Annotated in this window: 10 protein-coding genes and 1 pseudogene; 3 read left to right on the top strand and 8 right to left on the bottom strand. The window is 69.5% G+C overall.

What is annotated here, in order from left to right:
- Positions 1 to 137: 137 nt before the first annotated feature.
- The gene (locus HMPREF0975_RS02195; protein ID WP_009232482.1) at positions 138 to 815 is read right to left on the bottom strand and encodes a uracil-DNA glycosylase; all 678 of its coding nucleotides are present in this window, start codon (positions 813 to 815) and stop codon (positions 138 to 140) included.
- Positions 816 to 934: 119 nt separating this feature from the next.
- Between HMPREF0975_RS02195 and HMPREF0975_RS02190 the strand changes: the two genes are divergently transcribed.
- The 3 genes from HMPREF0975_RS02190 (at position 935) to groL (ending at position 4,994) form a co-directional block, all read left to right on the top strand.
- Positions 935 to 1,597 carry a LytR C-terminal domain-containing protein gene (locus HMPREF0975_RS02190; RefSeq protein WP_009232481.1) on the top strand — a complete coding sequence of 221 codons (663 nt, stop codon included), beginning with the start codon at positions 935 to 937 and terminating at the stop codon, positions 1,595 to 1,597.
- Positions 1,598 to 1,613: 16 nt separating this feature from the next.
- On the top strand, positions 1,614 to 3,080 hold the full coding sequence (locus tag HMPREF0975_RS02185) for a hypothetical protein (protein WP_009232480.1): 1,467 nt from the start codon (positions 1,614 to 1,616) through the stop codon (positions 3,078 to 3,080).
- A 291-nt stretch (positions 3,081 to 3,371) separates the two neighbouring features.
- Positions 3,372 to 4,994 (top strand): chaperonin GroEL, encoded by a 1,623-nt coding sequence (groL, locus tag HMPREF0975_RS02180; RefSeq protein WP_009232479.1) that lies wholly within the window; start codon positions 3,372 to 3,374, stop codon positions 4,992 to 4,994.
- Positions 4,995 to 5,202: 208 nt separating this feature from the next.
- Here groL and HMPREF0975_RS02175 read toward each other — a convergent pair whose 3' ends face one another.
- The 7 genes and pseudogenes from HMPREF0975_RS02175 to HMPREF0975_RS02145 all read right to left on the bottom strand — a co-directional run.
- Entirely contained in the window at positions 5,203 to 5,538 is a 336-nt protein-coding gene (locus HMPREF0975_RS02175) for a WXG100 family type VII secretion target (RefSeq protein WP_009232478.1), read from the bottom strand.
- 173 nt (positions 5,539 to 5,711) lie between these two features.
- Entirely contained in the window at positions 5,712 to 7,118 is a 1,407-nt protein-coding gene (locus tag HMPREF0975_RS02170) for an HD domain-containing protein (protein ID WP_009232477.1), read from the bottom strand.
- A gap of 141 nt (positions 7,119 to 7,259) precedes the next feature.
- Positions 7,260 to 8,858 (bottom strand): sensor histidine kinase, encoded by a 1,599-nt coding sequence (locus HMPREF0975_RS02165; RefSeq protein ID WP_009232476.1) that lies wholly within the window; start codon positions 8,856 to 8,858, stop codon positions 7,260 to 7,262.
- A complete protein-coding gene (locus HMPREF0975_RS02160; protein WP_003785315.1) occupies positions 8,858 to 9,595 on the bottom strand; it encodes a response regulator transcription factor in 738 nt (245 codons plus the stop codon). Before HMPREF0975_RS02160 ends, HMPREF0975_RS02165 begins: the two co-directional genes overlap by 1 nt.
- 243 nt (positions 9,596 to 9,838) lie before the next feature.
- Positions 9,839 to 10,441: an NYN domain-containing protein gene (locus HMPREF0975_RS02155; protein WP_034472811.1), complete on the bottom strand. Its 603-nt coding sequence runs from the start codon at positions 10,439 to 10,441 to the stop codon at positions 9,839 to 9,841.
- Between the two features lie 287 nt (positions 10,442 to 10,728).
- Positions 10,729 to 11,577: a PspA/IM30 family protein gene (locus tag HMPREF0975_RS02150; protein ID WP_009232474.1), complete on the bottom strand. Its 849-nt coding sequence runs from the start codon at positions 11,575 to 11,577 to the stop codon at positions 10,729 to 10,731.
- A gap of 199 nt (positions 11,578 to 11,776) precedes the next feature.
- Positions 11,777 to 12,004 (bottom strand): annotated as a pseudogene (locus tag HMPREF0975_RS02145) (TPM domain-containing protein); the annotation flags it as partial.

Below are 12,004 nucleotides of genomic sequence, written 5' to 3'. Positions count from 1 at the left end.
AGGCGGGGGCGTCGGCGGCGGCCGCGTGCCGGGAGACCCGGTGCGGAAGCTGTTCTGGCTGGTGATCAGGCATGGACCCGTGTCTACCAGATGGTTCCCGGCCAGCACGCCCCGAACCACGTGGAGTAGGCGATGTGTCAGGGTAGACGCCAGTCCACGGGGGAGGCCCCCATCTCGGTGAGGATCGTGTTGGCGCGGCTGAAGGGGCGCGAACCGAAGAACCCGCGCGAGGCGGACAGCGGGGAAGGATGCGGTGAGGCGATGATCGGCGTCTGCCCCAGCATGGGGGTCAGGGACTGCGCCGGCCGTCCCCACAGGATCGCCACCAGCGGGCCGCCGCGCTGAACCAGGGCCTCGATCGCGCACTGCGTCACCTTCTCCCAGCCCCAGCCCTTGTGCGAGGCCGGCGCCCCGGGCCGAACGGTGAGAACCCGGTTGAGCAGCATGACGCCCTGCTCGCACCACGGTGTGAGATCCCCCGACGTCGGCCGGGGCACGCCCAGGTCGCTGACCAGCTCGCGGAAGATGTTCTCCAGGCTGCGCGGGGGCCGTACGCCAGGGGCCACCGAGAAGCTCAGCCCCATGGGGTGTCCCGGGGTGGGGTAGGGGTCCTGGCCGACGATGAGGATGCGCACGTCATCCATCGGGTAGGTGAAGGCCCGCAGCACGTCCGTTCCCGCCGGCAGATACCCGGCGCCGGAGGCCACCTCCTTGCGCAGCCGCTCCCCGATCTCATGGATCGTGGGCTCCACGGGCGCCAGGGCGCGTGCCCAGGAGGGGTCGATGAGCTCTGACAGGGGCTTGGCGGTCGTCACACTGCGAGCCTAACGGCCCGCTGCCGGTGCTTGCAGGATCTTGTCCGGCCGGACGGCGCGGTTATGTGAGCCGGACGTGGCGATCAATACCCGACGAATGGTGCTCGGACCGGTATCTTGTGAGGGTGAGCAACTACGACTACCCCGAGGACGAGTTCGACGTCGGCGAAGACGACGGCCCGGTTCCCGTCGGCGTGCACCGCGCTCAGGTGCCCCGGTGGCGCAGCTGGGTGCCACTGCTGGCGATCATCGTCATTGTCCCGGCGCTCGCCTGGGGGGCCGTGACGTTGTTCCTCAACGGCACGGGGGGCTCCGGCGGCTCGTCGGGCACGGCGTCGTCCTCCCGGCCCGCCCAAGGTGGGCAGGCCACGAGCACTCGTGCCTCGGGCGAGAAGTCCGGTAAGGCCTCCCAACCTGCTGATAACAAGTCGGCCGACGCCTCGGCCAAGCCCAGTGCCTCCGCCTCCGCTTCCGCCAGTTCCTCCGGCAACGTCGACTTCAACACCGGGGTCACTGTGGCCAACGGAACGTCGACCAGTGGTCTGGCCAAGGGCGCCAGCGACAAGCTCACCAACGGCGGCTTCACCGCGGTGAACGTCACCCCCGGGATCTACGAGGGAGAGGAGCCTGCCAAGTCGACGGTCTACTTCAGCTCCCCGGAGAACCGTCCCGCGGCCGAGGAGGTCGGCAAGAAACTGGGCATCAGCAACGTGGTGGAGAGCGCGGAGAACGCGCAGTCCAACCCGATCGTCGTCATCCTGCGCGATGACTACAAGCCGTAACGGGTAGTACGAGTCCATGAGGCTGCCGGCGCGCCCCAGCCGCCGTCGGATCCTGACACTTGCTGCGGCAGCCCCGCTCACCGCCGCCGCAGCCATCTGGGCGGGCCCCCGTCTTGGACGGCTCTCGTACCGCGAGCCGACACTGCTGAGCAACGGCCTGGTTGTGGGCGGGGGAGGGGCGGTGAACCCCCTCGCTCCGGGCGACACGGTGACCTGTGTGCCGGGGACCCGCCTGCCCGAGGAGCCTGCGCCATGGGGGCTGACGGTGTCGGAGCGGGACGCACTGGCCCGTCAGGCCCTTGCGCGCCGCGAGACGGCGCGTCTTCCCGCAGGCAGGTGGAAGGACCTGGCGGAAGTCTCCCTGACCGACCTGCTGGCCCTGACCGGGCCGGTGCTGATGACGGGACCGACAGTCCGGCGGACGACGGCGCCCGATCAGAGGCCCACTCGGAATCCCACCGCCCGCTCCGGTTCCGCGAGCGGCGTTGCGCACGACGGCGACGGGCGCCCGCAGGATGCGGAGGCCTTCCCCACGGGCGCGGTAGTGGCTGCGCCGGTCGGCATCTGGCGCTATGTCTGGCCCCGGGACGCCGCGTTCGCCGCGGCCGCCCTCAGCGCGGTGAACCTTCCCGAGGAGGCCCTGGGGGTACTGGGCAACCTGGCCTCCTGGCAGCGGGCCGACGGCGGCTTCGAGGCCCGCTACACCAGCAGTGGCCAGGCCCCTGATAACCGCCCTCCCCAGGGCGACGGCTCCGGATGGTTCCTATGGGCCGCGGCCCGACTCCTGGACGACGGCGTTTCCGCCGCAGAGCTAGGCGCCTCAGTGGGAACGCGCCTGGCGCGCGCCGCGGCCCGGCTCCTGACGATGACGGACACGCCCTCGCACCTGCCCGCCACGACGCCCGACTACTGGGAGGTCGCCGAGACGGTGCTCACCCTGGGGACCGCTGCGCCAGTGCTCCTGGGACTCGAGGCCGCGACGGCGATGGCCGGGGCCGGGGTCGATCTGGCCGTCCCGTCCCAGGCCTTGGCCGACCGGGCGGAGGTGGTGCGCCGCGCCATGGAACTGAACTTCGCCCCCTCCTGGGGGCGGCACGTGCGGCGCGATGACATCGATGCCGCGATCGCCCTGGTCCTGCCGCCCTTCACCGATGCCCTGACGGGAGCGCGCGAGGCCAGGCGGACGGCCGCGGCTCGCATGCGACGCCCCTCCGGCGGTCTGGCCCCGGGGTCCGGCTGGCGCGACGACGGCGTCTCCTGGACGCCGGAGACCGCCCTGTTGGCCTGGTCGGCCCTGTCGTTGGGGATGGAGGATGAGGGCATACGGCTGCTGTCGTGGTTGGAGGAGCACCGCACCGGCGCCGGCGCCCTGCCGGAGAAGGTCCTGTCCGACGGCGCCCCGGCGGGGCCCGCTCCCCTGGCCTGGACCTGCGCGCTCATCCTGCTGGCCACCGCCCCAGGAGCAGCGAACGAGTGGTCGTGAATCGAGTCCGTGCTGCTGAGGGACCCCGCGGGTGTTGCCGCGATTCCCCGATTCGCCGTCGGAGGATTCAACGCGGATCAGATCTGAGCGCCTTGCACTCAAGGGCCGAGAGTGCCAGCATTGCGGTTAGCACTCGGAGTCCTCGAGTGACAACGCATCCACGAATGCAATCTCAATCCACACAGGCTGGAACGTGAGGACCGGCGTCGGGCGTGACGTGAACGTCCGGGGACCGATCCGTCCGTCGCGGGCACGAACCGGCCGCCCCTACCACGCAGTGGAGGAAACTCAATGTCCAAGATCATCGCCTTCGACGAGGAGGCCCGCCGCGGCATGGAGCGCGGCCTCAACACCCTCGCCGACACCGTCAAGGTCACCCTGGGCCCCAAGGGCCGCAACGTCGTGCTCGACAAGAAGTGGGGCGCTCCCACGATCACCAACGACGGTGTGACCATCGCCAAGGAGATCGAGCTCGAGGAGCCCTACGAGAAGATCGGCGCCGAGCTCGTCAAGGAGGTCGCCAAGAAGACCGACGACGTCGCGGGCGACGGTACCACCACCGCGACCGTCCTGGCCCAGGCCCTGGTGCACGAGGGCCTGCGCAACGTCGCCGCCGGCGCCAACCCGATCGCCGTGCGCCGCGGCATCGAGAAGGCTGTTGCGGCCGTCGTCGAGCGCCTGCTCGCCGACGCCAAGGAGGTCGAGACCCAGGAGGAGATCGCGGCCACCGCCTCCATCTCCGCCGCCGACGAGCAGATCGGCGCCTTCATCGCCGAGGCCCTGGAGAAGGTCGGCCACGAGGGCGTCGTGACCGTCGAGGAGTCCAACACCTTCGGCCTCGAACTCGAGGTCACCGAGGGCATGCGCTTCGACAAGGGCTTCATCTCCCCCTACTTCGTCACCGACCCCGACCGCCAGGAGGCCGTCCTGGAGGACTCCTACGTCCTGCTGGTCGAGTCCAAGATCTCCAACGTCAAGGATCTGCTCCCGCTGCTGGAGAAGGTCATGCAGACCGGCAAGCCGCTGGCCATCATCGCCGAGGACGTCGAGGCCGAGGCCCTGGCCACCCTCGTCGTTAACCGCATCCGCGGCACCTTCAAGTCCGTGGCGGTCAAGGCTCCCGGCTTCGGCGACCGCCGCAAGGCGATGCTCCAGGACATGGCGATCCTCACCGGCGGCACGGTCATCTCCGAGACCGTCGGCCTCAAGCTCGAGAACGCCACCCTGGAGGATCTGGGCCAGGTCCGCAAGGTCGTCGTCACCAAGGACGAGACCACCCTGGTCGAGGGCGCTGGCGACAAGGACGCCATCGACGCCCGTACCTCCCAGATCCGCCTGGAGATCGAGAACTCCGACTCCGACTACGACCGCGAGAAGCTCTCCGAGCGCCTGGCCAAGCTGGCCGGTGGCGTGGCCGTCCTCAAGTCCGGCGCCGCCACCGAGGTGGAGCTCAAGGAGCGCAAGCACCGCATCGAGGACGCCGTGCGCAATGCCAAGGCCGCCGTCGAGGAGGGCATCGTCGCCGGTGGTGGCGTCGCCCTGCTCCAGGCCGCCGAGGTTCTCGACTCCCTCGAGCTCGCGGGCGACGAGGCCACTGGTGCTGCGATCGTCAAGGTCGCCGTGGAGGCCCCGCTCAAGCAGATCGCGATCAACGCCGGTTTCGAGGGCGGCGTCGTCGTGGACCGCGTGCGCAACCTGCCCACCGGTGAGGGCCTCAACGCCGCCACCGGAGAGTACGTCAACCTGCTGGCCGCCGGCATCGCCGACCCGGTCAAGGTGACCCGCTCGGCCCTGCAGAACGCCGGCTCCATCGCCGGTCTGTTCCTGACCACCGAGGCCGTCGTGGCCGACAAGCCCGAGCCCCCGGCCGCCCCGGCCGAGGGCGGCGCCGGCGACATGGGTGGCATGTACTGATCGACGTCACTCATCACGAGCCAGTCACTGCCCGGTAGTCCCGGCCCGCGATACGCGGCCGGACCCGGGACCCGGCGGCGGGCCGTCTCCCACTCGCGTGAGGGACGGCCCGCCGCTTCGCGTGCACTGCCGGCACCTGTATGCCGTAACGTGCGCGGTCGGCGGTGGCACGGTGGCCGATACGGTCTCCTGGCCGCCGTGGGCGGGCCTACTGGCCGGCCACGGGCCCGGTGCTCGCGGCCGGAGCCGGGGCGGGTGCTGCGAAACGGCCCTTGTTCGTGGTCTCGGCGTCGTCGTAGCAGACGGCGGCGTTATCCAGGGCGAGGCTGATCTGGTCGAGGTTGGACTGCACCTGGAGCTGGGTGAGGTGCCAGTCGGATGCGCAGGTGGCCATGGAGTCCGACGCCGTCCCGGTCCAGCAGGACTGCAGCAGGCCGATATCGCCCTGCATGGCGTCGACCTCGGTCTGAATCGTCGCGATACGGCTTCGTGTCCGTGCGGCGGTGTCTGCCACCGCGGCGGTGTCGACGGAGTAGGTGGGCATGGCTGGGTCCTTTCGTGAGAGGCGGCTCGAAGGCCGTGCGCTGCGGTGCTCAGTGGTGCACGCTGTGCCTCTCACGTTAGAGGCCGGATCCGGTTCACGTCGGGCGCGCAGCCGGCCCTGTGGACTGGGCCCGCAGGCGACGGCCTGTGGCCACGCAGGACCCGCGCAGACGCTTAGAGGCTGCCGGCGCCGTCGTCGATGATCTCCTCAGCGATGGGGGTGATCTCACCGGTACGGGCCTCGCGCAGCTCCTTGGCCTCCTGAGTCTTGGCCCGCAGCTTCTCGGCGAGCTTGTCCCGCTCGGCCTGAACCCGGGCACGGCGGTCCTCGGTCTCGTCGGAGCGGTTGCGTGAGCACATGAGCAGATCCAGGTCGGCGACGCAGGACTCCATTGAGGCCGTGTGCGCCATCGCCTCCTCGCCGTCCCCGTCCTCGAGCGCGTCGCTGCGGTCGGCGGGCGTCTCGCCGGGTCTGTGCACGGAGGCCGGGGAAACGGCCGGAATCCCTCTGGCGGGGGTACGCGGGGAGGGAGCACTCGACGGAGACGACGGCGCGGACGATGCCGGCGACGCGGCTACCGCCGGGGTCGTTGACGACGGCGCGGACTTCAAAGCCCTCAGGCTGTTGGTGTCGATACGCAGGGTGTCCCCGTCCCGAGACGGGCCGGGGGCTGGCTGTCCGGCCGGAGTCAGGACGCGCAGCCCCAGCGGAGGAGTGCGGGGATCGCTCCCGGCGCCGTCGTCGAGCCGCTCAGGGACCGGTTCGGGGCGAGCAGTGGTCGCAGTGTCTCCGGCAACCGGAGTCGTGGGGTCGGGGCGGGGCATGGCCCGGTCGGGGAGGGCGTCGGCCACCTGATGATCGTCTTGTCCGGTCTCTGCGCCGGGTACGTCGGAGAGCTTGGCGAGTTTCTCCCTCAACCGTCGTTGCTCGGCCGACAGGTTCTCCCGGGCCGCGTGCTCCCAACGCTCGCCCAGGGGGGAGTGGAAGAGATGATCGCGGTCCAGCAGTCGGGAGACGATCGTCAGGCGCCCGCGCAGATACGCCCCCAGGGGAATATGGGAGTACTCCTCGCGCAGCAGGCGCACGTACTCTGCATAGGTCTGCGGGTCCACGGCCAGGGTCCCCAGGTCGGCGTCGATAAGCGCCTGGGCATCGATATCATGCTCGTCGAGCATGTGCCGCTTGAGGTTGACGATGAGGCAGCACACCCGCTTGACGGTCTCCATCGGGACGCCCAAGTGGTGGAGGTCCGCCTCGGCGAAGGCCGCCGAGGCGGTCTCGTCCTCGCCGCCGTTACCGCGGCTGACCTCCTCGGCGTCGGAGGAGAAGACGCACCCGTGGTACCAGCAGGCGATCCGCATGATGTTCGGGTTGTGGGACTCCTCTGCCAACTCGTCGACGCGCGCGAGCATGTCGATGAGATGGCGCAGATTGTGGAAGCGGCGGTCCGGCGTGGACCAGCGCTCAATGAGGAGCTCGCCGGCGGAGCGGATCGCCTCTGGGGGCTGAGTGGCGCCGAGCGCCTTCACCGAGCGGGTGAAGGCCGGCAGGAGCCATTGCGGTGCGTCGATGACACCCATGGGTCAGTCTCCGTGTTGGAAATGGAACGTGTGCCATCGTAGGACTGTCTTTACCGCAACGTCGACGTGACACAGTGTCTCGCGCGCCACTCTTACGGCGTCTCGGACGGCGGGTCCGGGGATGACCGGGGCTGATCGTGTCTACCAGGCCGGTGCTGGCGGCAGCTCGATGTGAACGGTGGCGCCGCCGCCGGGGGTCTGAAGCATCTGGACCGTGCCCTTGTGAGCGGCCACGATCCCCAGAACGATCGCCAGGCCCAGACCGGAGCCGCCGGTCTCCCGGTTGCGGGAGGTGTCGGAGCGGTAGAAGCGCTGGAAGACCTTCTCGGCCGCCTCCGGCGGAACGCCGTGGCCGTGGTCGCGCACCTCGACCACGACGACCGGCTGCGCCGTCGGATTCGCGTGCGGGGGCGCCATGCCGATGGCGATCTCCACCGGCGTGCCCGTAGGCGTGTGGCGCACGACGTTGCCCAGCAGGTTGGTGAGGATTTGGGAGAGGCGATCGCGATCGCCGATGACTTGGATCGACGGCGCCTCCTTGCCGGCGGCCTCATCGCGGGGATCCAAGGGGATGAGGCCGCAGTCGCGCTCGGGGGCCAGGACCATCATGTCACTCAGGGCTCCGGCAGCCAGCTCGGTGAGGTTGACCGGCTCCATGGACATCTCTCGGCCCTCGTCGATCCGGGCCAGCTGGAGGAGGTCATCGACCAGTCGCCCCATCCGATTGGACTCTGTCTCGATGCGCCCCATGACCTCGCCGGTCTTGTTGGCGGGCACCCCGCCCATCCGGTAGAGCTCGCCGTAGCCGCGGATCGCGGCCAGGGGTGTGCGTAGCTCGTGGGAGGCGTCGGAGACGAATCGGGTCATCCGCTCCTGGGCCACGACCTGGGCGGCGAAGGCGTTCTCGTTCTGGGAGAGCATCGCGTTGATCGCCCGCTGCAGGGAGCCGACCTCTGTGGTGCGTGGCTCGGTGACCAGGATGCGGGCCGACAGGTCGCCATGGGCGATCCGCCCGGCCACGCCCTCGATCTGGCGCAGGGATCGGAAGGAGCGGTGGACCAGGTAGGTGGCGAAGACGGCGCCCACCGAGATGATCGAGACGTCGGCCAGGGCCACCACCAGGCGGGTCCGCTCAACGGTCTCCATGATGTCGCTCAGCGGGAGGGCCAGGGCCACGGCACCTGTGTACTCCTGGGTTTCCTTGTCCTGGATGAGCAGAGTGATCATCCGCCACTGGTGGCCGGGCTGATCCGAGTTGACCGTCGTGATCGGGTAGTCGCCCTTATCCGCGTGGGCCAGGGCGCGCCGGTAGTCCAGGCCCTTGATCTCGGGGCGGCCGTACTTGGTGGCGGTGTCGGCCGAGATCCACTCCCCGTTGCGGGTGGCGTCGAGGTACTCGGCCTTGACGTAGTAATTCGAGGGGAAGGTGGTGCTGCTGGTTCCGCCCTCGCGGATCTGGGCCAATCCCTGGCTCCCAATGGCCACCGAGGTGGTGCGCAGCTGGCTGTCGATCTGCCCCATCATGTGGCTGTAGAGCAGGGAGGTCACCACAAAGGAGACGACGATGAGCCCGATGGCCAGGAGGCCCGTCGTCATGAGGGTCAAGCGGGTGCGCAGCGGCATCGCCTGCCAGGGCCGCTGGACCGCGGTGATCGGGTGCCACCGGCCCCGCTTGATCGGCCGGTGCTGCTTGCCGGACGACTTGGCCGGGCGCGTGCTCCCCCCACGCGCCGCGGCCATCACTCGGCCTTGGGCTCGCGCAGCATATAGCCCACTCCACGACGGGTCTGGATGAGCGGGGTGACGGGCTGGCCGTCAGCTCCCTGAATCTGGTCCACCTTACGGCGCAGGTAGGAGATGTAGGACTCCACGATCGCGGCGTCGCCGTTCCAGTCGTACTCCCAGACGTGGTCGAGGATCTGGGCCTTGGACACGACGCGCCCGGCGTTGAGCATGAGGTAGCGCAGGAGCTTGAACTCGGTGGGGGACAGGTCCACCTCCACCTCGGCGCGGTACACCTCGTGGGCGTCCTCGTCCAGAACCAGATCGGCCACGCGCACGACGCCGTCGTCCTCATTCTCGATGGCGTGGGTGCGGCGCAGGATGGCGCGGATGCGAGCGATGACCTCCTCCAGGCCGAAGGGCTTGGTGACGTAGTCGTCGCCGCCGACGGTCAGGCCCTGAACTTTGTCCGCCATGTCGTCGCGGGCGGTCAGGAAGAGGATGGGAGTGGTCACGTCGCGCTCGCGCAGGCGCCGGGCCACGGTGAAGCCGTCCATATCGGGCAGCATGACGTCGAGGACCACCAGGTCGGGGGACGTCTTCTCCACCGTCTTGAGGGCGCCGTTGCCGTCTCCTGCGATCGAGACCTCGAAGCCCGCGAAGCGCAGGGAGGAGGCGAGTAAGTCGCGGATGTTGGGCTCATCGTCGACGACAAGGAGGTGAGCTTCGGTGCGGGACTGCTGGGAACGCTCCATGCTGCTCACCATCCCTTCACTTTCTGGTCGTTTCCTGAATGGGTTCCGAATGGTCGCTGTTGACGGGTCAAATGCTTTGTGCGACGTATGGTGCGACCCGATGGCCGCATGCCCTGGGATTTCCACGAGAAAGTGGGGTCTGCGTGGTTGCTGTCGCACAGAGGCGGCCGGTGAAACGCTCCGGGCGAGTCGGGTTGTGAGATGGGGCGGGGCGACGGCCGATGCCGTCGCCCCGCCGAAGGATCAGAGGAAGGCGAGCGGGTCGAAGTCCTCCAGCGGGATGATGCACACGCGCGGCAGGGGGATGGTGAAGGCCTTGACGTCGCTCTCCAGGTCGTAGACCGTCAGCCCATCGCCCTCCAGCGCGGCCAGTTGGGCGTTGAGGAACTCGCGAAAGCACAGGATCCCCACCTTGGCGCCCGCCTGCAGGAGCCGCTCGATGTGGGGGATGTAGTCGCCGTCGTGGCTGCCCAGCAGGATGTGGGCTTCCTGGCCGGACTCGACCCGCTCGGCCAGCGCCTCCAGGGTGCGCTGAATACCGATGTCGACGACCTTCTCCTCATTGCTGCCCGACCCGGCCAGGGGAACGGGACGGTAGTCCATGGCCAGCAGGGCCTGGATGAAGCTCATGGGCATGTGACCGCTGGTGGCGTTGAGGAAGAACAGCGCGCGGGCCTCATCGCCCTCGCCCTCGGCGGCGTCGGCGGAGGACAGCTCATCGCAATACGCGAGGACCCGGTCCCAACGGGGCCGCTCCTCAGGTTCGGGACGCCGCCCCAGCACGCTCATGCCGAGGGTGGCGTCAATGTTCTCGCCATCGACGAGAAGATAAGTCGGTACGCTCATGGGCCCCATGTTACCGGTCCGGTTGTCTCCCAGCAGGAGGCGACGCTCGGGCAAGCGCCGCGGATTTTAGCCCTTTCCGGCCGGCTCGGGGGAGCTCTCGGGGCGTGCCCCGAGGGTGATCGCAGACGGTGGCCGGCCCCTGGCGGGGATGCGCCGGTGCTCGCTGATGCCAGGCGGCGCGGAGCCGCCCGGCCCCGTCTCGGTGACGAGTGCCGGGCGGCTCCGCGGTGCAGAATACGGGCGCTCGCGGCTCGGCCGGTTCAGTGCCCGGCCCCGCGAGAGGGCTCTCAGTAGGAGGACTTCTCCTCGCCGACCGGCTGGCTCTGGGTCTTGAGGGCCTCGAAGGCGGCGTTGATGGCGGCGTCGTCCCCGTCAGTGATCTGGGCGGGGGCCTGCTGCTGGGCGCCCGGCAGCGCCGGGTTCTGCCCGGACTTGAGGGCGGCGAGGCGGGCCTCGGCCTCCAGACCGGCACCGGAGGACTCGAGCTCGGCGAACTGGGCCTCCAGGGAGGAACCGGCCAGCTCCATCTGCCCGGCGGCCTGGGCCTCGACCCGACGCACCTGGTCCTCGTAGCGGGACAGCTCGCTGGTGGGGTCCAGGACATTGATGGAGCGGATGGCGCCCTGCACCTTGACCTGGGCCTCGGCGGTCTTCTGGCGGGCGATGAGCTGGTCGCGCTTGGAGCGCAGCTCACCGAGCTTGACCTCCATCTGCTGCAGACCGGTCTTGAGCTGCTCAACGACCTGGCGCTGGGAGGTGATCATCGGCTCGGCGGCCTTGGCCTCGTTCTCCGCCGTGATCTGCTTGGTCAGCGCGATCTTGGCCAGCGAGTCCCACTTGTCCGCACCGGGCGTGTCGCCGCCGGCGCGCAGCTGGTCGGCCTTGCGGGAGGCGGCCAGGGCCTTATTGCCCCAGTCGCGGGCCTCGGCGACGTCGGCGTCGTGGTCCTTCTCGGCCAGGCGGAGGTTGCCGATCGTCTGGGCGACGGCGTCGCGGGCCTCGGCGATGGAGGCCGTGTAGTCCCGCACCAGCTGGTTGAGCATCTTCTCCGGGTCCTCGGCGCGGTCCAGGAGTGCGTTGACGTTGGCGCGGGTCAGCTGGGCGATGCGCCCCAGGATCGACTGCTTCTCAGCCATAGTTGATTCGTCCTTCCGTCGAGGTGCGACGTCGGTATGGGCAGTTATGGGCACGGCGGTTGCCGGATGATGGCCGGGTGGGCCAGCGGATCAGGCGTCATGATCTCAGGTGCGGGCCGCCGGAGTCACGCGGGCGGGGATCTCATCGCTCAGGGCATGACTGGTTCATGAGCGGGACCCGACGGCGGAGAACCGGAGCTCAGAAGTCGCCGCCCCCATCGAAGAAGTCGCCGACCCCATCGAGGAAGTCTCCGCCTCCCGAGAAGAAGCCGCCGCCCCAGTCATCGTCGTGGTGGTGGGAGCCCCAGCCGCCATAGCTGTGGCCGCCGCCCAGCAGCAGCCCGCCCAGTAGGAGCGAGCCCAGGTCGAGCCCGCCGCCCGAGCCGCCCGAGTAGCCACCGCCCGAGCGCGGGCTCCATGAGCTCGA

Origin of the sequence: Actinomyces sp. oral taxon 849 str. F0330, from assembly GCF_000239715.1 — a bacterium.
GTDB classification, from domain to species: Bacteria; Actinomycetota; Actinomycetes; order Actinomycetales; family Actinomycetaceae; genus Actinomyces; species Actinomyces johnsonii.
The sequence above is the reverse complement of the archived record's forward strand: the minus strand, read 5'-3'. Positions and strand labels throughout refer to the sequence as shown.

What these genes read in the sequence shown, in the direction of transcription:
- HMPREF0975_RS02185 (WP_009232480.1), top strand. Translation starts at nt 1,614, where the DNA reads ATGAGGCTGCCGGCGCGCCCCAGCCGCCGTCGGATCCTGACACTTGCT.
- groL (WP_009232479.1), top strand. Translation starts at nt 3,372, where the DNA reads ATGTCCAAGATCATCGCCTTCGACGAGGAGGCCCGCCGCGGCATGGAG.
- HMPREF0975_RS02175 (WP_009232478.1), bottom strand. Translation starts at nt 5,538, where the DNA reads ATGCCCACCTACTCCGTCGACACCGCCGCGGTGGCAGACACCGCCGCA.
- HMPREF0975_RS02170 (WP_009232477.1), bottom strand. Translation starts at nt 7,118, where the DNA reads ATGGGTGTCATCGACGCACCGCAATGGCTCCTGCCGGCCTTCACCCGC.
- HMPREF0975_RS02165 (WP_009232476.1), bottom strand. Translation starts at nt 8,858, where the DNA reads ATGGCCGCGGCGCGTGGGGGGAGCACGCGCCCGGCCAAGTCGTCCGGC.
- HMPREF0975_RS02160 (WP_003785315.1), bottom strand. Translation starts at nt 9,595, where the DNA reads ATGGAGCGTTCCCAGCAGTCCCGCACCGAAGCTCACCTCCTTGTCGTC.
- HMPREF0975_RS02155 (WP_034472811.1), bottom strand. Translation starts at nt 10,441, where the DNA reads ATGAGCGTACCGACTTATCTTCTCGTCGATGGCGAGAACATTGACGCC.
- HMPREF0975_RS02150 (WP_009232474.1), bottom strand. Translation starts at nt 11,577, where the DNA reads ATGGCTGAGAAGCAGTCGATCCTGGGGCGCATCGCCCAGCTGACCCGC.